General features: G+C 64.7%; 30 protein-coding genes and 1 pseudogene. 18 read left to right on the top strand and 13 right to left on the bottom strand.

The window, feature by feature from the left end; all coding sequences use genetic code 11:
* Nucleotides 1-161: 161 nt before the first annotated feature.
* Both CK228_RS22370 and CK228_RS35860 read left to right on the top strand, forming a co-directional pair.
* A complete protein-coding gene (locus tag CK228_RS22370; RefSeq protein ID WP_095789258.1) occupies nt 162-377 on the top strand; it encodes a CsbD family protein in 216 nt (71 codons plus the stop codon).
* Between the two features lie 65 nt (nt 378-442).
* Nucleotides 443-598 (top strand): annotated as a pseudogene (locus CK228_RS35860) (SOS response-associated peptidase); the annotation flags it as partial.
* A gap of 28 nt (nt 599-626) precedes the next feature.
* Here the strand turns inward: CK228_RS35860 and CK228_RS34845 are convergent.
* Nucleotides 627-821 (bottom strand): hypothetical protein, encoded by a 195-nt coding sequence (locus CK228_RS34845; protein ID WP_142878311.1) that lies wholly within the window; start codon nt 819-821, stop codon nt 627-629.
* A gap of 220 nt (nt 822-1041) precedes the next feature.
* Here CK228_RS34845 and CK228_RS22360 point away from each other — a divergent pair, with 220 nt between their 5' ends.
* Nucleotides 1042-1233: a hypothetical protein gene (locus CK228_RS22360; protein WP_245438093.1), complete on the top strand. Its 192-nt coding sequence runs from the start codon at nt 1042-1044 to the stop codon at nt 1231-1233.
* Here CK228_RS22360 and CK228_RS22355 read toward each other — a convergent pair.
* A complete protein-coding gene (locus CK228_RS22355; RefSeq protein WP_095789257.1) occupies nt 1220-1402 on the bottom strand; it encodes a hypothetical protein in 183 nt (60 codons plus the stop codon). The two genes, CK228_RS22360 and CK228_RS22355, sit on opposite strands and share 14 nt — an antisense overlap.
* 201 nt (nt 1403-1603) lie before the next feature.
* Here CK228_RS22355 and CK228_RS22350 point away from each other — a divergent pair, with 201 nt between their 5' ends.
* Both CK228_RS22350 and CK228_RS22345 read left to right on the top strand, forming a co-directional pair.
* The gene (locus tag CK228_RS22350) at nt 1604-2347 is read left to right on the top strand and encodes a helix-turn-helix transcriptional regulator (RefSeq protein ID WP_095789256.1); all 744 of its coding nucleotides are present in this window, start codon (nt 1604-1606) and stop codon (nt 2345-2347) included.
* Nucleotides 2348-2416: 69 nt separating this feature from the next.
* Nucleotides 2417-3082 carry a GntR family transcriptional regulator gene (locus tag CK228_RS22345; RefSeq protein WP_095775064.1) on the top strand — a complete coding sequence of 222 codons (666 nt, stop codon included), beginning with the start codon at nt 2417-2419 and terminating at the stop codon, nt 3080-3082.
* A gap of 62 nt (nt 3083-3144) precedes the next feature.
* Here CK228_RS22345 and CK228_RS22340 read toward each other — a convergent pair whose 3' ends face one another.
* Nucleotides 3145-4146, bottom strand: coding sequence for an NADP-dependent oxidoreductase (locus CK228_RS22340; RefSeq protein WP_095789365.1), 1002 nt, complete (start codon nt 4144-4146; stop codon nt 3145-3147).
* 113 nt (nt 4147-4259) lie between these two features.
* A complete protein-coding gene (locus tag CK228_RS22335; protein ID WP_095789364.1) occupies nt 4260-5075 on the bottom strand; it encodes an oxidoreductase in 816 nt (271 codons plus the stop codon).
* A gap of 107 nt (nt 5076-5182) precedes the next feature.
* Here CK228_RS22335 and CK228_RS22330 point away from each other — a divergent pair, with 107 nt between their 5' ends.
* From CK228_RS22330 to CK228_RS22300, 6 genes are all read left to right on the top strand, one after another.
* Nucleotides 5183-5770, top strand: a complete 588-nt coding sequence (locus CK228_RS22330) for a TetR/AcrR family transcriptional regulator (RefSeq protein WP_095789255.1) — start codon at nt 5183-5185, stop codon at nt 5768-5770.
* Between the two features lie 593 nt (nt 5771-6363).
* Nucleotides 6364-6672 carry a hypothetical protein gene (locus CK228_RS22320; RefSeq protein ID WP_095789253.1) on the top strand — a complete coding sequence of 103 codons (309 nt, stop codon included), beginning with the start codon at nt 6364-6366 and terminating at the stop codon, nt 6670-6672.
* Between the two features lie 138 nt (nt 6673-6810).
* Entirely contained in the window at nt 6811-7308 is a 498-nt protein-coding gene (locus CK228_RS22315) for a DUF2306 domain-containing protein (protein WP_095776028.1), read from the top strand.
* A 140-nt stretch (nt 7309-7448) separates the two neighbouring features.
* Complete coding sequence (locus tag CK228_RS22310; RefSeq protein WP_095789252.1) at nt 7449-9482, top strand: acyltransferase family protein; 2034 nt, start codon at nt 7449-7451, stop codon at nt 9480-9482.
* Between the two features lie 252 nt (nt 9483-9734).
* Nucleotides 9735-9956, top strand: coding sequence for an alkylphosphonate utilization protein (locus CK228_RS22305; RefSeq protein ID WP_095776030.1), 222 nt, complete (start codon nt 9735-9737; stop codon nt 9954-9956).
* Between the two features lie 229 nt (nt 9957-10185).
* Nucleotides 10186-10521 carry a hypothetical protein gene (locus CK228_RS22300; RefSeq protein ID WP_095789251.1) on the top strand — a complete coding sequence of 112 codons (336 nt, stop codon included), beginning with the start codon at nt 10186-10188 and terminating at the stop codon, nt 10519-10521.
* 84 nt (nt 10522-10605) lie between these two features.
* On the opposite strand, the gene CK228_RS22295 is transcribed toward CK228_RS22300, so the two are convergent.
* The 3 genes from CK228_RS22295 to CK228_RS22285 all read right to left on the bottom strand — a co-directional run bounded on the left by CK228_RS22295 (nt 10606) and on the right by CK228_RS22285 (nt 12335).
* Nucleotides 10606-11202, bottom strand: a complete 597-nt coding sequence (locus CK228_RS22295) for a DUF6456 domain-containing protein (protein ID WP_095776032.1) — start codon at nt 11200-11202, stop codon at nt 10606-10608.
* A gap of 232 nt (nt 11203-11434) precedes the next feature.
* On the bottom strand, nt 11435-11740 hold the full coding sequence (locus CK228_RS22290) for a hypothetical protein (protein ID WP_142878302.1): 306 nt from the start codon (nt 11738-11740) through the stop codon (nt 11435-11437).
* Nucleotides 11661-12335, bottom strand: a complete 675-nt coding sequence (locus tag CK228_RS22285) for a DUF1376 domain-containing protein (protein ID WP_095776034.1) — start codon at nt 12333-12335, stop codon at nt 11661-11663. Before CK228_RS22285 ends, CK228_RS22290 begins: the two co-directional genes overlap by 80 nt.
* A gap of 80 nt (nt 12336-12415) precedes the next feature.
* On the opposite strand from CK228_RS22285, the gene CK228_RS22280 reads away from it, so the two are divergent.
* Nucleotides 12416-12697, top strand: coding sequence for a DUF982 domain-containing protein (locus CK228_RS22280; protein ID WP_095789250.1), 282 nt, complete (start codon nt 12416-12418; stop codon nt 12695-12697).
* Between the two features lie 75 nt (nt 12698-12772).
* On the top strand, nt 12773-13099 hold the full coding sequence (locus tag CK228_RS22275) for a DUF982 domain-containing protein (RefSeq protein WP_179296009.1): 327 nt from the start codon (nt 12773-12775) through the stop codon (nt 13097-13099).
* Between the two features lie 2 nt (nt 13100-13101).
* Here CK228_RS22275 and CK228_RS22270 read toward each other — a convergent pair whose 3' ends face one another.
* Nucleotides 13102-13779: a GcrA family cell cycle regulator gene (locus tag CK228_RS22270; protein ID WP_095789248.1), complete on the bottom strand. Its 678-nt coding sequence runs from the start codon at nt 13777-13779 to the stop codon at nt 13102-13104.
* Between the two features lie 129 nt (nt 13780-13908).
* Entirely contained in the window at nt 13909-14334 is a 426-nt protein-coding gene (locus tag CK228_RS22265) for a hypothetical protein (protein ID WP_095789247.1), read from the bottom strand.
* A 26-nt stretch (nt 14335-14360) separates the two neighbouring features.
* Between CK228_RS22265 and CK228_RS22260 the strand changes: the two genes are divergently transcribed.
* Nucleotides 14361-15065, top strand: coding sequence for a helix-turn-helix transcriptional regulator (locus tag CK228_RS22260; protein WP_095776039.1), 705 nt, complete (start codon nt 14361-14363; stop codon nt 15063-15065).
* A 46-nt stretch (nt 15066-15111) separates the two neighbouring features.
* Here the strand turns inward: CK228_RS22260 and CK228_RS22255 are convergent, their stop codons facing one another.
* Nucleotides 15112-15414, bottom strand: a complete 303-nt coding sequence (locus CK228_RS22255; protein WP_095776040.1) for a hypothetical protein — start codon at nt 15412-15414, stop codon at nt 15112-15114.
* A gap of 173 nt (nt 15415-15587) precedes the next feature.
* On the opposite strand from CK228_RS22255, the gene CK228_RS22250 reads away from it, so the two are divergent.
* From CK228_RS22250 to CK228_RS22235, 4 genes are all read left to right on the top strand, one after another.
* Nucleotides 15588-15950: a hypothetical protein gene (locus CK228_RS22250; RefSeq protein WP_095789246.1), complete on the top strand. Its 363-nt coding sequence runs from the start codon at nt 15588-15590 to the stop codon at nt 15948-15950.
* 96 nt (nt 15951-16046) lie between these two features.
* Complete coding sequence (locus CK228_RS22245; RefSeq protein WP_095776041.1) at nt 16047-16634, top strand: hypothetical protein; 588 nt, start codon at nt 16047-16049, stop codon at nt 16632-16634.
* A complete protein-coding gene (locus CK228_RS22240; RefSeq protein ID WP_095789245.1) occupies nt 16631-17236 on the top strand; it encodes a hypothetical protein in 606 nt (201 codons plus the stop codon). The genes CK228_RS22245 and CK228_RS22240 overlap by 4 nt, the downstream gene beginning before the upstream one ends.
* Entirely contained in the window at nt 17233-17808 is a 576-nt protein-coding gene (locus CK228_RS22235) for a hypothetical protein (RefSeq protein WP_095789244.1), read from the top strand. Before CK228_RS22240 ends, CK228_RS22235 begins: the two co-directional genes overlap by 4 nt.
* Before the next feature lie 207 nt (nt 17809-18015).
* Here CK228_RS22235 and CK228_RS22230 read toward each other — a convergent pair whose 3' ends face one another.
* The 3 genes from CK228_RS22230 to CK228_RS22220 form a co-directional block, all read right to left on the bottom strand.
* Nucleotides 18016-19314 (bottom strand): hypothetical protein, encoded by a 1299-nt coding sequence (locus CK228_RS22230; RefSeq protein WP_095789243.1) that lies wholly within the window; start codon nt 19312-19314, stop codon nt 18016-18018.
* A gap of 223 nt (nt 19315-19537) precedes the next feature.
* Complete coding sequence (locus tag CK228_RS22225; protein WP_038648308.1) at nt 19538-20554, bottom strand: ABC transporter permease; 1017 nt, start codon at nt 20552-20554, stop codon at nt 19538-19540.
* A complete protein-coding gene (locus CK228_RS22220) occupies nt 20551-22134 on the bottom strand; it encodes a sugar ABC transporter ATP-binding protein (protein WP_095789242.1) in 1584 nt (527 codons plus the stop codon). Before CK228_RS22220 ends, CK228_RS22225 begins: the two co-directional genes overlap by 4 nt.
* Between the last annotated feature and the right edge of the window lie 77 nt (nt 22135-22211).

Here is a 22211-nt window from a genome sequence, read left to right as displayed (position 1 = left end):
GGGCGGTGGGACGCCCGACCTACTCCAGAAGGCCCGTCACGATTCGCGTCGGTGGCGGGCCTTTTCGTTTTGCTGCGCACTCCATGGCATGAGGAACCTTCGCAACAAAGCGACGTTGGTCCTCGCCGGTCAGGCAGACAATTCGCAAAAAGGAACATTCCATGGGAAGCACAAGTGACAAGGCCTCTGGTCTCGCCAATCAGGCCGTTGGCAAGGCCAAGGAAGGCGTCGGCAAGGCGGTCGGCAATGACCGCCTGCGCGCCGAAGGCGCCGCACAGGAGGCCAAGGGTAAAGTCCAAAAGGCTGTCGGCGACGCCAAGTCCGCCGTCAAGGAGGCGACCAACAAGACGGCCGCCGCCATCAACAAGAACCTCTAAGGTTCTTCGCTTTTCCAAAGACAATTGGAGGCCGCCGTTCGAACCGGCGGCCTATTCATTTGCGGCCGGATATCGCGCCCTACCACAATCGCCAGGTCGTGGTTCTTCAGCCCGCGGACTGGGCGGCCTGGATCAACCTGGCAAAGCCGGAGGCCGAACTGTTGCGTCCACTTCCGGCTGGAGCGCTTCTGGTGGAGACCGTGCGCTCCGAAAGTGCGTAACCGCCCGCAAAGCGAAGGCCGGCAAAGTCTACTTGCGTACGATCCAGTCCAGAATGTCCGGATCGATATCGTCAAGCCCGGTCAATTCGCGCGCCAGCAGCTTGGCGTGCATGCGCCATTCGCGTTCCGCGATGCGATTTTCCGCGACCGATTTTCGGAAGGCGCCGCGAAGGATCTCGCAGTCCAAGGCGGTTACCCTACTGTCTGAGTGGACCTCAGCCATTTCAGTCTCCGCGTCGAGGGCGGGAGCACCTGAGTTGGCTACCAAGCATCCGTATGCCGTGTAGAACGGACGACGCCGTAAGCCTACGCTTTCCTATGGAAATAGCGAGTCGAATCGCGGCGCGCCTGGCTTGGCCGCGCCTTCACATTTGATGTTGAAAACGGCTTCGGACGAGCGTTATAGAAATCGACGTTCCCCATTGCTTTCTAGGGAGGTTGCGATGGATAACGCAATGCCGAACGGCAAGGTTTGCCCTTGCGTGGAAGTGATCGAGGCCTGCGGCGAATGGTTCGTCCGCGTGGTCGAGGAAGACCAGGACCTAACCCGATCTTTTGAGATTGAATCCTCTGCCTTGGCCTTCGCGGAAGGCCAGAGGATGCGCTTGGGCCTTGCCGACTTCATACGGCTTTAGGGCCCTTCGGCTTCAATATCCGCGCTTCGCGCAACAGCGATGTCCAATTGTTCGGCCCGAGAAAGGCGACAAGCTCGCGGGCCTGCGCGTCGGTGATTCCGGTTTTGTCGACCAAACGGCGAACAACCTCGTCCGTCGCGGCAGGTGGTTTCTCTTGCTTGTCCGTCATTTTCGGATGTCCCTTCCGTGCGCCCCAACGGCCGGCCGCACGCAATGGTTCCTGACCTGAATAAGGATTATCCCGTTGCTCCGCGCCGCCGCGCACTATTGGCCCAAGGTCCCATTCGCGGCGCCGCGATGTTGTGCGAGATTGTCGCAATATAAGCGATTGCTTGAATAATGGTTCGAACGGCTGTCGAGGGGCGGTGTCGTGCCAATTCGCAGGAATCTTGCCGCGAATCTGCGACGGCTGGTCAGCAGCCATGCGTCGGTGGCAGCGGTATGCCGCGGATTGAACATGAACCGCACGCAGTTCGAGCGCTATCTGCAAGGCAAGAGCGTGCCCAACCGGGCCACGGCCAGGCTGATCTGCGCCTATTTCCGCATCGACGAGGATGAATTGTACCGCGCGCCGGAAGTCCCCGCGCCTGGACACAAAGCCCTGTTGCCAATCCACCAGGCGCTCTACGAGAACATGGTGCGCGGCCCGGCTCCGGCCATCGCCGGCGGCACCTACTTCACCTACTTCATGGTTCCGGACCGTCCCGACCTTGTCATGCGGTCGGTCACCTTCGTGCGGCGCGAGGCCGAGCTGGTGACCTTCAGGCGCGTCACCCGCTGGGCCGAGGGCCTCCGCCGGAGCGGGGCGCGGGCGCCGGGCTGGCACTATGGCGTGGCGATCTCGCAGCTGAACTGGATCTATTTCGCCGGCATCAACCGCCGCCAGACCGGCGAGCCATCCATCGTTGCCGTGCAGTGGGCGCCGTTCTCGGAGCCGGTCCTGGTCGGCAACGCCTTCGTCCTGACCGGAACGAGGCCGGTCTGCGTAAAGGTCATCATGCGCCGGGAGGTCGGCAGGATCGGCCTGAGGCAGACGTTGCGGATGACCGGGCTCGTCAGCCTCGATGACCCGCGCCTCGACCAGCTTGTGGCCAGCCTTGCGCGCGAAGGCTAGAGTGCCGTCCGAACCAACGGACGTTGACCCGGGTCAACGGACGTTGACCCGGGCTAACAGGGATTCGCGATGCTCAACAGCTTCGACTATGGCGGCAAGGAAGCCGATACCGTGCATGCGCTGGAGGAGGACATCATCTTCGGCCGGCTGGCGCCCGGCACGCGCCTTGTCGAGGATGTCCTTTTGGCCCGCTTCCCGGTCTCGCGCCACACCATCCGCCAGGCGCTGTACCAGCTGGAAAAGCTCGGCATCGTCACGCGCGAGCGCAACAAGGGGGCCATGGTGCGCCGGCTCTCGCCGGAGGAAGTGCGGCAGATCTACGAAGTGCGCGAAATGCTGCAGCGCCAGGCGGCGCTGATGATCCCCTTGCCGGTCACCGAGGTGCTGATCGCGCAATTGGAGGAGATCCACCGCATCTACAGCGGCCATGTCGATGCAGGCTATCTCAGGGGCATCCACGAGGCCAATGACCGCTTCCACCTGACCATGTTCTCGGCCTGCGGCAACGCCTATCTCGTCGCCTCGATCGAACACTATATGCGCCTCAGCCTGCCGGTGCGGGCCAATTCGCTGGCCGACAGGGAAAAGCTCGACATCTCGCGTCAGCACCACGCGATGATGATCCAGGCGCTGAAGCGCCGGGACAATTGGGTGCTGGCGCAGCTGTGCGTCGACCATCTGCAGCCGAGCAAGGTGTTTTATCTCCAGGAGATCGAGACGGCGCCGGCTGGCTGAAGCAACGACCGTCCATCCGTAATGGCGCAAAAGAACAAGGAGATAGTCGCCGAACGCTGTCTCTACCTGACCTTGACGACGACCTTGCCCTTGGCACGCCCCGCTTCGACATAGGCCAATGCCTCGTTGGTCTTCTCGAACGGAAAGGTCCGATCGATGACGGGGCGTATGATGCCGGATTCGATGAGCGACGTGATCTTGCCCAGCTGATCGCCCTGCGCCCACATCAACAGGAAAGAATAGCCGACACCGGCGCGTCTGGCCTTGCTGCGTATGCCGCGGCTCAGCAGGCGCAGCACCAGCTTCAGGACCATGTTCAGCTTCTGCTTTCCCGCAAATTCGGGATCCGGCGGGCCGGAAATGGAGATGAGTTTCCCGCCCGGCTTCAGCACATGCAGGGATTTCTCCAGTGTTTTGGCGTCCTGGCTGTTCAGGACGACGTCGTAGCCTTGCAGGATTTTCTCGAAATCGTCTTTCTTGTAGTCGATGACGATATCGGCTCCCAGACCTTTCACCAGATCGGCATTCGCCGCGCTCGCCGTCGTCGCGACGGTCGCGCCGAGATGCTTCGCCAGTTGGATGGCGAAGGTCCCCACTCCGCCCGAGCCGGCCTGGATGAACACCTTCTGGCCCTTCTTCAGCCCGGCTGTCTCCACCAGCACCTGCCAGGCGGTCAGGCCCACCAGCGGAATCGAGGCGGCTTCTTCCATGCTGAGGTTTTTTGGCTTCAGCGCCACATCGGCTTCATCCATGGCGATGGATTGGGCGAACGTGCCGATCCGCCCGTCGCGCGACCGCGCATAGACTTCGTCACCGAGCCTGAATTTGCGGACTTTCGATCCGGCCCGCACGACGATCCCCGCCACGTCATGGCCCAGGATGAACGGCGGGCGATAGGGCAATATCAGCTTGAACTCCCCGTCCCGAAGCTTGGAATCGAGAAGGTTCACCCCGGCGGCGTGAATTTCGACCAGGACATCATTGTCCCGCAACTCGGGTTCCGGCATCTCGGCGAGCCGCAGGGCGCCCTTCTTTTGATACTTGTCGACAACAAAGGCTTTCATCATGGTCGCTTTCCAAAAATGATTTTCTGTGGCCGGCACGAACGGCCAAGCCGCAAGGTGTGGTCGGTCGCCGGACAAGATCGGCGATGTTGCTGTTAAATCCGCGGCTTCGTTCAGACAGGCAGGCGAAATTGCTTGCGCAAGATTTTGTCGAACATCGCTGTCGGCGCGAACCGGCGCAGCATGCTTACCTGCCGCGCTGCCTTGCCGGCGGTGTAGCGCCGCAGCGGATTCCGGTCGGTCGCAGCCCGCAGAACCACCTTCGCCACCACCTCCGGCAGATCGGCCTTGGGCATCACGTCGCGAAGCAATGCCTCGACACCGGCCCGCGCCTCATCATATTCCTTCTTGACGGAATCGGGCTCGAATCCGTTCTGGTCAAAGACGGTGCGCACGAATGCCGGTTCGATGACCGAGACGCGAATATTGAAAGCGCGAACCTCATGGTCGAGCGATTCCGAATAGCCTTCAAGCGCGTGCTTGACGGCTGAATAATGGGCCGAATACGGCGCCGGGACCAGCCCTAGGATCGAGCCTATATTGACGATGCGCCCCTCGCCCAGCCGGCGCATCCAGGGCAGCACCGCGTGGGTCATCCGCATGACGCCAAACAGGTTGATGTCGAACAGGGCCTGCGACTGCGAGACCGAGGACTCTTCCGCCCCTCCCAGCAGCCCGATACCGGCATTGTTGACCAACAGGTCTATCCGGCCGGTCTTGCCGAGGACAGTTGAGACAAGGGACGCGACGGACGCGTCGTCGGTCACGTCGCAAACCAGCATCGATATCCCGTTCGAGGCCTGATTGGATGCCTTGCGGCTGGTGCCGAAGACAGTGAAGCCGGCGCGTGCCAAAATCTCCGCACTGGCACGGCCAATGCCTGACGAGGCGCCGGTCACGATCGCGGTCTTTCCCGAATTCCGGTTCATTCCGAAGGCTCCAAACATGAGAGGTCTTGCCTGCGGTCGGCGATTGCATTATGGTTGTAATATCACATTATGATCATAATGCAATAGTGAAATGAGAAGGAACCATCATGCGCTATGACAAGGGCCGGAAGGACGCATCACGCAGCCGGATCATGGAGGTTGCCGCCAACCGTTTTCGCGGTGACGGCATCGCTGCGTCCGGATTGGCAACCATCATGAAAGACGCCGGGCTGACCAACGGGGCTTTCTATCCGCACTTCCAGTCAAAGGCCGACCTCGTCCGCGAGAGCATGGCATCGGCACTGGAAACCCAGTCGCAGCAATTGCAGCAGGCACTGGCCTCAGGCGGCCTGGAACTGGTGATGGCGATGTATCTGTCGCCCGAGCACCGGGATCATCCGCAGACCGGCTGTGCGTCCGCCGCGCTGTTGCCGGAAATCGCGCGTCAATCGCCCGAGACGCGCGCCCTCTACACCGAAAAGCTGCTGACCCTGGTGCACCAGTTGGCCAAGGACCTGCCGCCGCGCACCCGCGATCGCGAAGGCGTGGCGTTGGGCGTATTCGCCGCGCTTATCGGCGCCCTTCAATTGGCCCGTGCAGTGGAAGGAACGGATTTGTCGGACCGCATCCTGGCGGCGGGCGCGGATGCGGCGCGTGCGCTGATCCAGCCGAGGCGGGAGGAAGAGGCATCTTAGACATGCGGCCTCAGAATCGGTCTGCCGCAAAGGGCACAAGGCGACCGGCATCGTCGCGCCCGGCAACCAGATCGCCCATCAGCCGCGACGTGACGGCCGCGAGCGTCAGGCCGAGATGAGCGGCTGAGACCCGCCATCGGCGACAGCCGGCGCCGGAACGGTGAAACTTTTCGCATGCCGCTCCCGTTGCTTTAGGGATCGCCTCGCGGGCGATCGCAGACCTCCGATCAATGCCCCGCCGGTCCTGCCGGTGGGGCCTTTTTGGGGCTGACGGCGCGGAACAATCCCAGAGCCGGGAAGTTTTGAAATCGCTGGACGCTGCGACGTCCGACCGACCTTCGACGCCGGCCACGGTCCACGGGGGGCAGGTTACTGCGTGGCTATTCGACAACAAAATGGGCTTTTGCTTGTGCGTATGAGTGAAAGCTCGGAAATTTTCAAGCTTTCGTATGACATATTCAAGCTTTCGTATAATATATTTTAGAAAAGTAGAGCTCATTTTGCCCGGAAATTTGGAACTTTTACCCAAATACTGCCGTTACGCCCTTGATCGTTGCTTAGACGATCACAAAGCAACAGGGAAGGATCCTATCATGAAAATCAAGATGATCTGCCTTGGCGCCATAGCGCTTTCGATGGTCGCCGGCTCGGCTCTCGCCGCATCGGGCGGCAGCGGCACGTCCGCTCTCGACGATCCGGCCAAGATGCAGCCCTTCTACACGGACTCCACCATGAAGAAGATGCGCAGCGATGACGAGTTCACCAAGGCCTGGAAAGCACTGACACCCGAAGACCAGAAGATGATGATGACGGCCTGCGCCGACGAGGTCAAGAACGCCAACCCCACCAACACCCATCCGGAATTCTGCAGCAACGTGAAAAAGATCGGCGGCAGCAAGTAGACGATGCCTCCATACCGTTGAAAAGCAGCCCCGTTCGCGGGGCTGTTTTGTGGACGGCGGATTGAGCGGTCGCCGCCGCAAACCCTTGCCGCCTCAACGCCCCCTCGGCGATAATCCGCCATCTCGCGGAGAACATCGATGTCGCTCAGCCCTTTATTCAACGCCTCGCCCGTCATCCAGCTCCACGCGCTGATCGCCATCGCCGCATTGCTGCTCGGCGCCGCGCAGCTCTGGCGCACCAAGGGCGACCGGCTGCACCGCGCGCTTGGCCGCGTCTGGGTGGCGCTGATGGCGACGGTCGCCGGCTCCGGCCTGTTCATCTGGACGATCCGGCTGTGGGGGCCGTTCAGCCCGATCCACCTTCTGTCGCTGCTGGTGCTGGTGATGCTGTGGCGTGGCGTGCGCGCGGCGCGCGGCGGCAACATTGCCGCCCACCGCCGCATCATGCAGGGCACCTACATTTTCGGCCTCATCATCACCGGGCTTTTGACCTTCATTCCCGGCCGCACCATGTATGCCGTCGCCTTCGGCCCGCAGGGCGCGACAGCACAGAAGCTGGCGATTTTCTCCGCTTTGGTTATCCTCGCGGCAGCGGCAGGCCTCTACGCCGCGCGCAGAGCGCGGGTGCCGGGCTGAGTGTCGGTCGGCGAAGCCGCCGTCCTCTCCAATCCTTTCCTTGTTCTGGCCATGTTGCACTGCGAAAAGAATATTGCATTGCGATATCGGCCGACCAGGGCCGCGATGCGGGGCGGGCTTGAAGTAACGAAGGAGCTGTCGTGGCGGCATCGTTTCGGCCTGATATACAAGGATTGCGCGCGCTGGCGGTCGGCGGCGTCGTGGCCTATCATTTCGGCCTCTCGGCCCTCCCCGGCGGCTTTGCCGGCGTCGACATCTTCTTCGTCATCTCCGGCTGGCTGATCACCACGCACCTTATGGGCGAGATCACCGAGACCGGCCGGCTTGACCTCTGGCGCTTCTATGCGCGGCGCGCCCGGCGTCTCTTGCCGGCGGCCCTGTTCGTGATCCTGGCGACGCTTGGCCTCGGCTATTTCATCCTGGCGCCGCAGGAGCAGGCGCTCTATTCGCGCGGCGCCATGTTCGCCTCGGCCTATGCCATCAACCTGTGGCTGCTGCGCTGGTCGTTCGATTATTTCGCCGCGGACGCCTTGAGCAACCCCTTCATCCACTTCTGGTCGCTGTCGGTGGAAGAGCAGTTCTATCTCGTCTGGCCGGCGCTGCTGCTGTTGGCCGCCTGGCTGCGCCCGGGTCGGCGCATGGCTGTCGTGGTGATCGGCGTCGCCGGCCTCGCCTCCTTCGCCGCCTGCCTGTGGCTGACCAGCCTGTCGCCGGCCTGGGCCTTCTACTTCTCGCCGCTGCGCGCCTGGGAGTTCGCCGCCGGCGGGCTGGCGACGCTGGCGCCGGCAGCCTTGTGGCAACAGCGGCCATGGCTGCGAACAGCGCAGGGCTGGCTCGGCCTGGCGCTGATCGCGACCGCCTATCTTTGCTTGAGCGAAGACCTGCCCTTCCCCGGCTGGTACGCGCTGCTGCCGGTGGCCGGCACGGTGCTGCTGCTGCTGAGCGGCGCGGGCGAAGAACACAACCAGCAGCCAGCGGGTCCGGCCCGTCGGCAGGCCCTGACGCCCGCCGCCGCGCTGTCGCTGCCGCCTCTGCAATGGGTCGGCACGCTCTCCTATTCGCTCTATCTCTGGCACTGGCCGGTCATCGTCTATGCCGGCATGCTGGTGCCGGATCTCAGCGTCCTCCAGCGCCTCGGCTGCGGCGCGCTGGCGCTGGCGCTGGCATTCCTCACCTATCATTTGATCGAGAACCCGGCACGGCGCGCCGGCTGGCTGACGGCGGGCGCGCGTGCGGTTCGTTTTGCCGCAATTCCCCAGGGAAAACCGCTTCACACTTTTCCCGGAATTGCTCTGGTTCCCGCGCTGGCGCTGACCGGCGTGGGCGTGGCGGCGGCCTATGCCAATGCGCATCTGGCGACTCGCAACATCGACCCCGCCCAGCGCGGCATCGAACAGGCCGCCGAACAGCCCTCCATCGCGCGCGCCACCGACAAAAACTGCCTGCTCGACTTCCACACGGTGAGGCCGAAACCCTGCACCTTCGGCCCGGCAGATGCCGCCCACACCATCGTGCTGTTCGGCGATTCGCACGCCGACCATTGGTCGACCCCGCTGGTCGAGGCTGCCAGGCGCAACGACACCAAGGTGATCACCTATCTCAAATCCTCGTGCCGCGCCTCGCGTCTGTCGACCTTCAACACCGTGCTGAAGCGCGACTACACCGAATGCGACGCCTGGCGCGAACAGGCGATCGCCGACATCATCCGCCGCAAGCCGCGCCTTGTGGTGATCTCGGAATTCTCGATCGGCAATCTGACGCGCGACATGCCCGCCGCCGGCCGCAAGGCCGAGACGGCGCGCTGGCAGGCCGGCCTGCGCTCCACACTGCATGCCTTCAGCCAGGCCGGCGTCGAGACCGCCGTCATCCGCGACACGCCGATCGGCGACAGTTTCGCCGATTCCTGCGTGGCGCGCGCCCTGTGGTGGCGCGAGGCGCCCTCGCGCTGCGACACGCCGCGGGCTGAGGCCGCCAATGACGGCGCGGCGGCGCAAGAGCGCGCCGTGGTCAAGAGCGTGCCCGACACGCGCTATGTCGACCTCACCGACCGCTTCTGTGGCCCCACACAGTGCCACGTGTTCATATCAGGCAAACTGGCATTTCGTGACCGGCATCATCTGGCGACGGCCTTTGCCGAGACCTTGGAGGGGCCGCTGGAGAAGGCGCTGTTCTAGAGCAATTCTCCGTTCGGAATTTCAAGAAAAACAAAGAGATAGAGCGGGTCGGCCTTTCCATGGACGATAACCCGCTCCAATGCATGTCGTGCAAAAGTGGATCCAGCTTCAACGCGGCGCGCCTTAGGTTTGAGGTCGAGACAGCGGCGTCTGACCGCAACAGCCCGACGATTTGGCCCGGCAGCGCATTGACGAGGCGGCGGTCGAAGCCTTAAGCCCGCGCTCACCCGGCCCCGCGCAGAAGAGAAAGACATGACAGACCCGATCGTGAGAGACAGCAACGGCAGCCAGTTGAACGAGGGGGACTCCGTGACCCTGATCAAGGACCTGAAGGTCAAGGGCACATCGGAGACGATCAAGCGGGGCACGCTGGTGAAGAACATCCGCCTCACCGGCAATCCAGGCGAGATCGAATGCAACACCAAGCAGGTGAAGGGCCTGGTGCTGAAAACCGAATTCCTGAAAAAGGCGTGAGCCGCCGCGTTGCGAGGGCGCGCTAAGTCGGCGCCCTGGCAGACCCGGATTGGCCTTGCGGCCCCAAGGGCGGGACCTGCCCGTTGGCCAGCCTATCCCGACGACGCGCTCGATCCTGCGCATTCCCCCGCCTGTCGCCGTCACCGTGAGAAACATTGGTTTACCGGCTTCATGGGAACAGGGCCGCGCCGGCGGCGTTTATTAGGCAGACCTTGAAGAGGAGGTTGTCATGAAGAAACTTTTGCTCGCATCCGTGATCGCGATTGCGTCGGCCGTGTCGGTGATTGCACCGGCGAATGCCGCCAGCATCACGCTTGGCATCGGCAACGGCTATGACGACGACTATTACGTTCCCAGATATCGTCATCATCATCGCGACTACAACGACGACGGCTACTATGGCCGATACAGTATGTATGACGACGAAGGCTACCGGCCGCGTTACTACGGCATGTACCATCACCGTTACTACGGCATGTACCATCGCCGCTGTCACACCGAGGTGATCAGGCACTGGCGTCACCACCATCGCGTCATCGAAACAGTCCGCGTCTGCAGGAACTGACTTGCGAATTGATCCGGCTGGCACCATGCCGGCCGGATTGCCCTTTGACATTCGCTTGCGCATCGCTCCCGGATGACAGCGCCGCTATCCGCGCCCCATCATCATCCCATAATGCACCGCCAGCAGGTCGAGCCCCACCTTCAACAGCTTCGTCACCACATCGCGCCCCTCGCCCGTCTGCTCCGCCAGGCTCTTGATCGAGCCGCCCGCGCAGCAGACTTGCCGCACCACCGCCACGACCTCCCAATGCCCCAGCGCCCTTGTGGCGGCGGCATGCGCGCGGCCGGCGTCGAGCACGCTGTCGGCGATGCCGCCGCCATGGCGGCCGCTATCGACGCGCTCGCTCCAGCGCATCGGCTTCACGCTCGCCTGCTGGCTGCACTGGAAATCCTCGCGGTAGCGCTGGCCGGCCTCGCGCTGCTGGCGCGACAGCGAGGTGATGCCGACGAGCGGGTCGACATTGCGCACCCGCACGATGCCGCCGGTGGACGTGTAGCCGTCATTCGACACCTCGTAGACGCGCCGCGCCTCAGCCGTGCCGGCGGCCAGCCGCTTGCGGCCGAAGGCGTCGTCGCTAAGCGCGAAATCATGGCCGAGCTCGCGACGTATGCGCACTTGCTCTGCCTCGCCCTTCGGCAATTTCGGCGCCTGCGGTTTGGCGGCTTTGGCTTTTTTGGGCATGGAGTGGCTCCTTGGGTTTGGCGTGTGGTGTTTTTGGAAAGGTCGGCGGGGCAGCGCCCCCCTCTGCCCTGCCAGGCATCTCCCCACGAGGGGGGAGATCAGATGTCGTGTCGGCTTTCGCCAATCATCAGCGTTGCAGGAAAGGCGGCGCCGGCGACGCTGCCAATCTCCCCACCCGTGGGGGAGATGGCCGGCAGGCCAGAGGGGGGCGCTGTCCCACCGACCGGTCTGATCATCCCGTCACCAGATTCGCGGGCGCTTGCGCCGCCCGCCGCGCCATCAGCTCGCGCATCGTTTTCCGCTCCCGCACTTCGATGCAGAGCTGCGCGCTGGACGGGCAGAACTGGGCGTTGCCGCTCCTCACCTCGCCGCGCACGAAGCGCTGGATGGCGGCCTGCAGATCGGCAAGCTCGGCGTCGCGCACCGCGCCGAGATAGCCGCGCATCTGCATCTCGACGTCAGTCAGGGCGGATTGCGGGAAGCATGAGAACATCGCCGCCAGCGCCTTCGTCGCCTGCTGCAGTTCGGCTGCGGTCATGGCTGCGGATCTCCTCGATGATGGCGTTGGCGGCGTCGGCATGGGTTCTCGGCCGCTGCCAGCCGGGCGGTTTCTTGGAACTGGCCGCGCGCGATGAAGAACGCTGCGCACCGTCGCGACAGAACGGCTCTCGTTGTCCTTGCGCCGAAACATGCCTGTTGTTTTCGCCTGAAAAAGCGGAAGCTTTTTCACTCTGGTTTCTGGAGTCTGGAGAATGCCGCGGCAAAGCGCCGGCACTTGCCGCCCCATGCGCCTTTGTTTTCAAGGCGGTGACGGCACCGCCGCGTGCGCCGGCGGCGGCCCTCGCCTCGCTTTTGACCTGCGCCTTGTGCAATTCCCTGGTCAGCCTCTTGTGGCCGATCTCGCCCGCCTGGCGCTCGAAGAAACCCAACAGATCGGCGCTGATGGCGCGCCATCTTTTCAGGGAAAGGCGCGCGACCCGCGCGAGCTTGGCGTCGTCATCGGGCAGCCGGCCGCCGGCGTTCCACATCGCCATCAGGATGAGCATGTAGGCACCGATCTGCTCGGTGGAGAGTTGCAAGGTGTCGCCGACGAAATCGGAGACGTAGAGCTGCATGAAGGGCCGCTCGCTCATACCATGCCTGCACGCAAGCTAATGGAACCAGCCGCCGGCCCGCACGTTATGACGCGTCGATGCAAAGGGGAGGTTTGCCGATGACGGCGTTCATGCCGATTACGCTGCGCTTTTGCAACAACAAGACCATGCTGGTCGGCTCGGTGGCCGACGCCGAAACGGCATTGCGACAGCAATGGCCCGACAAGACCGCACCCGCCTACATCGAAGCCGCAAGGCTGGTCCGCCTGGCGGTCGAGGGCAGTTGCTGCCCGCGTACCGCCTTCGAGGCCTTCAGCAAGGCCGCCAGGCAACAGGGCATCTTGGTGGTGAAGCCGAGAAGCCGCGCGCATGACTGGCTCGACGCCGCCGCCGGCCCGTGACGCCGGGGCGATGCAACCGCGTGGCGGCCTTGCGCGTTTATAAGCGCGGGCTTTATAGTCTCGCTGAGATCGAAGGTGGACGCCGTGGGTACGCTGAAAACCGGAGTGCCGCTCAAAGTAAGCCTGGAAGGACATGTCGAGGAGATCGACAGCGTCAGCGATGCCGCCGATTTCCTGCAGCGCTGGCCGATCGAGCGGCGCGGTCACGTCTACCGCAGCGCGCTCAACGCCTGCAGTGCCGCGATCGCCGCGCAGATCTCCGAATCCGACGCGATTAAGGTGTTCACCGGCTTTGCCCGCGTCTCCGGCATCCTGGTTGCCGAAGGCGGCCCGGCCATGCGGCTCGAGGCACGCAGCGTGCAAAGCCGCATGCCCAAGCAGGGCCGGCAGATACCGAAATAAGCTCACTGGCAAACCCGCCGCTGAAACCGCGCCTGGTGGTAGCCGCAGTAGCTTTTCTGTGCTTTCGTTCGCATGCCGCAGCACAGCATGTCGGCGCCAGGCCGGCCGCCCGGCGCCTCGTTCTCCGGATCCTCTTCCAGCGTGAGATCGAGCGGCGCGCGGCAGCGGTCGAACAGGCAGTCGATGAAGCGCATCGCCACGCCATGCGGCTGGCGGCCGATCGGTGCGCGCTGCGGCGCCGGCACCTGTAGACGGTAGGCCTCGCCATCGGCGATCAGCATGCCCACCTCGCGCACGAACAGGCGCGGCGGCAGCCACGCCGGCGAGGATTCGCGCCTGGTCCGCGCCTTGTTCTTGCGCGCGTCCCCGGCGGCGTGGACGCCGGCGCGGTGTTGCGCCACTGCCTTGCCGCTGGGCTTGCCATTTGCCTGCTTTGCGGCCGCCGGCTTGCATATTGCCTGCTCGCCGGCGGCTTGTCTCGCGGCCGGCGGTATCCCACGGCCATTGGCAAAGCCGATCGCGCCCAGCATGGCGTTGCGGTGGACGATGCCGATGATGGCGTTGCGTGACACCGGGCTGCCGCGCAGCGCGCTGAACGCCGCCGCGATCCTCGAGGCCGAAAGCCCCTCCTGCAGCCAGCGGGCGATCTCTTGCAGTTCGGCGTCGCTGTAGCTTGCCATCTCCAGGCTCCATCCAGGGGTCCGCCTTCGGCAGCGCTCGAGAGCGCGCCGTCGGCCAGGCGTCAGGGTTCGGCCCGGTCCGGGCCACGGTCAGGGTGGTTCGGTGCGAAAGCCGGCTCGCGGGCCGGATCAGCCGGGGCGGATCGCGTGCCCGGCGGCCAGGCGCGCCAGCCGCGCCCCGGCGGTCTTCCTGTCGGGAGCCGAAACCGCCCTGCCCGTCATCGGCTCGAACACGGTGCCGTCCTGCGTGCGGATGCAGCAGCGCGCATAAGGACCGGCGAACAAAACGGGCCGGTCGATTTGGGGGCCGGAGCCGAGGGGAGCGGCGGCTCCGGCCGTTCCGGCCGCCGGGGACGGGCGGGCCGGACCCGAGGCATCAAGGCGCTCGGGCTTCGCCTCGGCCGGGGAGGAGGACGGCCGGGACGGAAGGGCGGCGACATAGGTCGCCTTGTTTGCCTCGCGTGAGGCCGGCGCTACCGCGCCATGAAAGCTGGACAGGTTTTGCATGGCCGGATATAAGCATAACTCAAAAATATATGCAAGCCATTCTTTCATAGACGAGAGCCGCTTTCATCGCTCACATGGGTGCCATGGCCAAAACGGAACTGTCGATCAAGGTCGGGGCGGCGATACGCCAGGCGCGCAAGCAGCGCGGCCTGGTCATGCGCCACATTGCCGAGCACAACGACACCGATGTCGCTGCCGTCGGCAATTGGGAAACCGGCCGCAACCTGCCCAAGACCGAGAACCTTCTGAAGACCGCCGCCTTCCTGCGCGTCGACCCGGTCGCACTCGGCCAGGGGCAGGTCGTCTTCCTCGACGATGCCGGCCCGGTGGCCGACGCCGAGATCGTCACCGATGCCGGCCCGATGCCCGCCGGCTCAATGGATATCGAGGTGCTGGGCGCCGCGGTCGGCGGCGATGACGGCGACTTCACCTTCAACGGCGAGCCCGCCGGCTATGTCCAGCGCCCGCCGGGCGTGCGCAACCTGCCGAAAGTCTTCGCGCTGCATGTGCTGAGCGACTCCATGGTGCCGCGCTACGAACCCGGCGACCTCATCTATTGCGGCGGCCGCGACGCGATCCCCGGCGACCATGTGGTGATCGAGACGTTTCCGGAAGAAAACGAGCGCAACGGCAAGGCCTTCATCAAGAAGCTGGTCAAGCGCACGGCGGGCGAGCTGGTGGTCGAGCAGTACAATCCGCCCAAGACGCTGACCTTCAACCGCTACGCGATCAAGCATGTCTGGCGGGTCATCCCGCTGAAGGAATTGCTGGGATATTAGGCCCTTTTTCCTTCTCCCCTTGTGGGAGAAGGAAGAACCAGCCCCCTCAAGCCCGCTTCGCCCCCTCCACCAGCACCTCGCGCTCGCTCAGCATCTGCGCTTCGCTGCGCACGCGCTGGCGCTCGTCGAGGAAGGCCGCCTGGATCGAGATCGCCGTGCCCGGCAGCCCGTCGGCGCGGCAGGCCGAGCAGACGATGCGGCCAGAAAGCTCCGCCAGCGGCGTGCTGCCCGTCACCCCGAAACGCCGGAGTTCATCCGGTTTCCACCATCTGTTGCGGCCGCAATCGGCGCACTCGACCGATATAGAGACGACATGCGCGATGACTGGTTTCCTGCCCGGCAATGCCATTGCCACTCCACCCCATTTGTTCCTGATTTGTTCGCATAATCCTGCGTTTTAGCCCTGGAGTCGAGTCGCAGTTTTAACACTTTCCCAAAAGTTTCCCTTTTATCAATTTTTGAGTTATGCTTCCAAAAACTCACAAACGTGAGTCGCCTGCCGCACCAGACCCGGGAGCAATGATGGATGCCGCCGATTTCGCCCGCGCCTGCGGTTACACCGGCGACAGCCCTGCTCTGCTTGAAGCCTTCGAGGCGATCCGCCGCAACGGCATCGCGCAGGCCCGCCAGGAGCATTTCCGGCGCAAGGCCGTCATCGACGAGTTGAAACAATCCGAACCGCTGTTCCTGGCGGCGATCGGCCCGGCGCTGTCGGCGCAGGAGGCCATCGAGGACACTGCCCGTTTCATCGCCTGCTGGCGCAACATGTCGCGCTGGCGCCAGGAACGGCGCCTGCCCGACCTCGTCCGGGCGAGGCAGCAGCGTCTCGTGGCCCGCTTCTTCCGCCGCCACGGCCATCGCCTGTGGGCGCGCGAAGCGGCCTGAAGACCGGCCATGTTGGACCAGCCATTTGCGGGTTCCAATCGGTTCTGTTTCTTTCTAGATTGTGCGTGGGTGGCTGTTCGACGTGCATGATTTGGAATGTTCAGGACTGCCCGCTCAAAAGTTCAAACCTGGATCACGGCCGGCGCGGGGACCATCGCGGCGCTGTTCGTCGCCGGTCTGATGGGCGCTTTCGGCGCCCTGCCCGCCCACGCTCCGCCGCAATTGCCGCTTGATGCCGCCATCGATGCCGGGCGCTGGCGCGTCCAGCCGGTGCGCGCCTATGTCAGCCACGCCAGAACCTATGGCGTGCTCTTGAAGCCCGGCCAGAAGGCGCTGGTGCTGGAGGCCGACATGACCAACCGCACCGCGCAATCCGATAAGGCCTATTTCGATGTCTTCAAGCCGGACGGCATCACCTTGCCCGACCCCATGCCGACGATCGCGCTAATCCGTGATTCGACGCTGACGCCGGAACTCCATCCCGGCATGACCGAGCGCATGGCCTATGTCTGGCCGCTGGCCGGCGACGCCGCTGTCCCGGCCAGCTTGAGCTTCGGCGTCACCGCCGAGATCTTCAAGCCGCGCGACAACCTCTACGGCATGCCCGGCTGGTTCAATCCCTACCGGCTCGGCACCATCACCTTGCCGGTCGCCGACGTGCCGGCGCCGGGAACCGGCTCATGAGAATCCGCATCCTCGGCAATCTCGTCATCCTCGCCAGCACCGTAGCGCTGAGCTACGGCATGCAGGTGTCGAAACCACATTATGCCGACCTCACCGCGCCGATCCCGGTCGATGGCGCCATGCGCGACACCGTGCGCGCGCGCAGCTTCGATGTCCGGCTCGACAAGGTCGTCTTTGCCCGCGCCCTGAAAACCAACCAGTTCGGCCAGGAAAGGTCTTTGACCACCAGCGGCCTGTGGGCGGTGGTGTCGACCAATCTCACCGCCACCGCCGCCTCCACAACGGTTGCCGAGGGCACCTGGCAAGGCCCGACCGGGCTGCGCTACCACCAGACGGAGCGGCTCGGCTACCGCCAGGACATGCCGCCGCATGGCGTCGATCCGGGCCTGGAGAAGCGCGGCCTGTTCGTGTTCGAAATACCGCCCGACCAGATCCGCGGCGCCAGCCTGCTGATAGCAGCGCGCCAGTTCGCCCCGCTCGACGCCCAGGCGCGCATCAGCCTCGATGGGGTGCCGACAAGCGCCGACGGCCAGCCGGCGGATGTGCTGCCGGAATTCGACTTGGATGCCCCGCAGGCCCGGACACCTCAAGGCAAGTCATGAGCGCCGTTTCTACCGGACCGATCGCCGGCGAAGACCGGCAGCCCGAGAAAAAATGGCGGCGGCGCAGCCTTGTCGCGCTTGCCATCCTGCTGCCGCTGACGCTGGCCGAGACCAGCTATGACAGCCTGCGCGAATGGCTGCATGGCGAGGACCTCATCGCCCGGGATGTCGATTTCGGCCAGGCCGTGCCGTTCGGCGGCAGCGACTGGAAACTGGCCGATCTGCGCGGCGGCAAGGCCGGCCGCCTGCCCGACCACGCCTTCGCCGTCATCGCCACGTTCTCGGTCAAGATAGGTGACCCCGACCTGCAAAAGCAGTGGCTGGGCTGCAAGCTGATGCTGACCGACGCCGCCGGGCGCCGCTGGCTGCCGGATGCCATCAGCGGCGTCAGCCTGCCGGCGGGTGTGATGAGCTGCACCTCGGCGATCTTCTCCAGCGCCAGGAAGGGCGACACCATCACCATCGGCGACACTTTTATTGTGCCGGAGGATGCGGTGAAAACCATCCGCCCGGCGGTCGGGCTGGGCAGCGAGCGGCCTTGGTTTCTGCGCTTCCAGCGCCCGCCGAAATAGCTACTTTCTCCCCGTCACTATACGGGGAGTTGAGAAGCGGTCCGCGAAGCGGACGAAAAGCCAATTGCTTGGCTTTTCGAGTGACGAACGCCCGGCAGGGCAATGAGGCGCAGCGCCAACGCTCCGGTAAGTGGCTGATTTGCCCAACGTCGCGTCAGCACCGGCTTTGCGTATCCAAGCCCAATTCTTTCACGTCAGCGCCGCCCCTCATCCGCCTGTCGGCACCTTCTCGCCGTGAACGGGGCGAAGGGAACTCAGCGAAAACGCCGTCTCCAGCACCGCGGCTAGAAAACATATCCTGATCGGCTCGATCAAAATGCCGGTGGAGGAATCCTGGAACGGGCTGCCGAACAGCAGCGTCACGCCGTGCGAGAAAATCTGCCAGACATCGAGTTCGTGCGGCCCGATCAGCCGCGTCGCGCCGAGCCACAGCCAGGCGGCGCCCCAGTCGATGAGGCGATAGCCGACGATCAGCGTGCACAGAAGCAGCAGGCTGGAACTCACCGTCAGCCGCACGCCATTGGCGATCGGCAGATAGCGCGAGCGGTAGCCGGCGATGAAATGCTCGACGAAGTCGCGCAGGAATTTCGGCAGGCCGGCATAGCGCGCGCCGAAGCGCTCCACCCGATCGTGCACGCGCATCAGGGCGGCATCGTCGCGCACGTCATAGCCGTAGATCAGCGCCGCCATGACCAGCCAGATCAGCGGCAGGAGCATGTAGAAGAACAGGTTGACCGCCACCGTCGAGGGCGCGATCGAGGTGATTTCGACCGGCACCATCGGGGCCGCATTCGCCACCGGCACCGCGCTCGCCAGCCCGTCGGCGGCGGCCTGCAGCGCCGACCAGAAGGAGCGGCTCATCAGCCATTGCAGCGCCGTGTCCTTCCAGCGGCTGATCACATAGAGACCGACGAAGATCCAGTTGGTCTCGCAGATCACCACCACGATCTGCCAGAACGAGGCGGTCTTGGTTTTCGTCTGCATGAACTTGGCCAGCCGGCGGATCAGCCAGGACACCGCCACCGAGATCAGCAGCCAGCGCGAATCCAGCACGTCGAGCACATTTCCGGCCTGGCCGAAATCGGCCTGGTCGAGCGTGGCGCGCGAATATTGCCGCACGATATCGCCGAGAAACCCCCAGGCCGCGTAATAGGCGAAGAAAGGCAGCAGCGCGATGGTGATCATGCGCACCAGCCGCGAGCCGCGCCGGTCGGCAGTGTCCTGTTGCTTCGCGGCCTTGTCGGCGCCGCGCTGCGCGGCCAAGAGATGCGGCAGGCCGGGGCGCAGCACATGGAACATCGCCACCGTCACCACCAGCTGCGCCAGCGCCACCAGCGTCAGCATGGCGAGCCCGGCGAAATGATTGGCGAGCGCCACTTTCGCCGCCAGCTGCAGCAGGAGATCGCCGGCCAGCACCCCGGCCAGCACCAGCGCGACAAGCTGCGGCCAGAAGCGCCGCAGCAGCGAAAAACTCAAGCTGATCGGCCTGATGATATCGGCAAACATGAGGTCTCTCACGATGCCACCCGCCCCAGGCCTTTCTAGCAAGGCCCGATCGTTTTGCAACCGGGCCGGGAAATGGATGGTCGTGCTGCGGTTTGATCAGGCCAGGCAGTTGGTGCCGGGTTCGGCGCGGATTATCGAGGAGCAGTTGCCGGGGTGAAAGTGCTGGTGCGAGGCGCCCCCTCTGTCCGGCAGGACAGAGGGGGTGAGCGCAGACCTCTTGCCCTTACCGCCGCACCCGCGACTTCAGCCACCGGTCAAACGCCACCGCCAGGATCAGGATGAGCCCGATCACGATGCTTTGCGTGTAGGACGAGACATTGTTGAACTGCAGCCCGTTCTGCAGCACGCCGATGAGCGCCGCGCCCACCACCGTACCGCCGACCGAGCCGATGCCGCCGAACAGCGAGGTGCCGCCGATGACGACGGCGGAGATGACCGTCAGCTCGTAGCCGATGCCGGCGACCGCTTCCGAGGAATTGAGCCGCGCCGACAGCACGAAGGCGGCAAGCCCGGCGAAGAAGCCGACGATGACATAGACCGAGACAAGGATGCGGTCGACGCGCAGGCCCGAGAGCCGTGCCGCCTCTGCATTGCCGCCGACGGCGTAGACGGCACGGCCATAGCGCGTGTAGCGCAGCACGATGTGGCACAGGATCGCGGCGATGGCGAAGATGATGGCCGGCACCGGCACCGGGCCGATCAGCCCCGTGCCGAACCAGCGCATCGAGGCGTCGAAACCGGAGATCGGGCCGCCATTGGAGATGGTCAGCGTCAGCCCGCGAAACACCGTCAGCCCGCCCAGCGTGACGACGAAGGGCGGCACTTTCAGTCGGGTGATGGCAAGCCCCTGCACGCCGCCGGCGGCGGCGCCGACGATGACGGCGGCGAGCAGCGCCGCGAACCAGCCATAGCCCTGCGTGCCTGAGGTCGACAGCGACAGCGTGTTGGCCGCACCGCCCTTGGCGACGACGGCGGCGACCATGCCGCAGAAGGCCAGCAGCGAGCCAACCGACAGGTCGATGCCGGCGGTGAGGATGACGAAGGTCATGCCGAGCGCGATCAGCCCGGTGATCGAGATCTGCCGCGTGATGTTGAACAGATTGATCGGGTCGATGAAGCTCGGCTTCAGCACCGTGAAGACGACGACCAGCGCCGCCAGGAACAGCAGCGGCCCGAAACTCATCAGCAACCGCGCGATCGTCGCGCCGCCGCGCTGGCTCTGCTCTTCGGCGATGCTCATCGTGCCTGATCCTCCGCATCCTGCCCAAGCGCATCTTGGCTGTCGAGCGCCATCAGTTCCATCAGTTTTTCCTCGTTTGCCTCGACGCCCGGCATCTCACCGGTGATGCGGCCCCGGCGCATGGTGACGATGCGGTCCGACACCGCCAGCACTTCGGGCAGCTCGGACGAGATCATCATCACCGCGATGCCGCGCGCCGCCAGTTGCACCAGGATCTGATGCACCTCCGCCTTGGCGCCGACATCGACGCCGCGCGTCGGCTCGTCGACGATCAGCACTTTCGGGTCACGCGCCAGCCAGCGCGCCAGGATCACCTTCTGCTGGTTGCCGCCCGACAGGCCCTCGATCGCCTGCTCGGCCGAGGCCATCCGGATCGACAGCATTTTCCTGAAACCCGACAGCGCGTCGCGCTCGCGCCGCTCGGCCATGAAGCCGAAGCCGTTGCTGAATGTGCCGAGCGAAGCGACGGAGAAATTGGGCAGGATGCCGAGCGCGGCAAAGATCGCCTGGTGCTTGCGGTCCTCCGGCACCAGGCCGATGCCGAGCGCGATGGCATCCGCCGGTGAGGCCGGCGCGATCTGTTTGCCGTCGAGCGTGATGGTACCGGCGGCGATGCGGTCGGCGCCGAAAATGGCGCGCGCCAGCTCCGTGCGGCCCGACCCGACAAGCCCGGCGACGCCGAGGATTTCGCCGGCCTTGAGATCGATGTCGACGCCGTCGAGCACGATGGCATGCGGCGCCTCAGGGTCGCGCACGGTGCGCAGGCCGCGCACCGACAGCACGACATCGCCGGCCACCGCGCGCTGCACCGGCCTTGCATAGAGTTCGGAAGCGGCCCGGCCGACCATCTTCTCGATGATCCGCGGCAACTGGATCGGCCGTCCCTTGTCGCGGTCGAGATGCCCGGCCAGCCGGCCGTCGCGCAGCACCGTCATGCGGTCGCAGATGGCGGAGGCCTCCTCCAGCCGGTGGGTGACGAACATGATGGCGACCTTGTCCCGGCGCAGCCGGCCCATGATCGACAAGAGCCGCTGCACCTCGGTCTCGGTCAGCGCCGAGGTCGGCTCGTCCATGATGATCAGCCGGCTTTTGAGCGACAGCGCGCGGGCGATCTCGACCAGCTGCTGCTCGGCCACCGACAGCGCCGAGACCGGCGTCATCGGATCGATGGAAAGGCCGACGCGGGCGATGATGTCGCGGGAATCCTGTTCCATGCGCCGCCAGCTCACCAGCCCCAGTGGCCCGACCGGCGCGCGGCCGATGAAAATATTCTCCGCCACGGTCAGCGTCGGGATCAGGCTGAGCTCCTGGTAGATGGTGACGATGCCGAGCCGCTTGGCATCCTGCGGGCTGGACGGCGCGTATTCGGCGCCGTCGAAAATGATGCGCCCGCTGGACGGCGGCATGACGCCCGACAGAATTTTGAGCAGCGTCGATTTTCCCGCGCCGTTCTCGCCGAGCAGGCCGAGGATTTCGCCGGGGCGGATGTCGAGCGAGACGTCGCTCAGCGCGGTGACACCGGCGAAATGCTTGGTGACGCCCTCGACGGCAAGCAGGACGGGCGCGGCTTCAGCTGGCAAGGGTTGCTCCCGTATTGCGGTAAGTGGCGGGAGCGCGCCCGCCTTCGGCGCGCTGTCCCGCCAGCCTTGCCAATGAG

Source organism: Mesorhizobium sp. WSM4312 (assembly GCF_002294875.1).
In the GTDB taxonomy this organism is placed as follows: domain Bacteria; phylum Pseudomonadota; class Alphaproteobacteria; order Rhizobiales; family Rhizobiaceae; genus Mesorhizobium.
The sequence above is the reverse complement of the archived record's forward strand: the minus strand, read 5'-3'. Positions and strand labels throughout refer to the sequence as shown.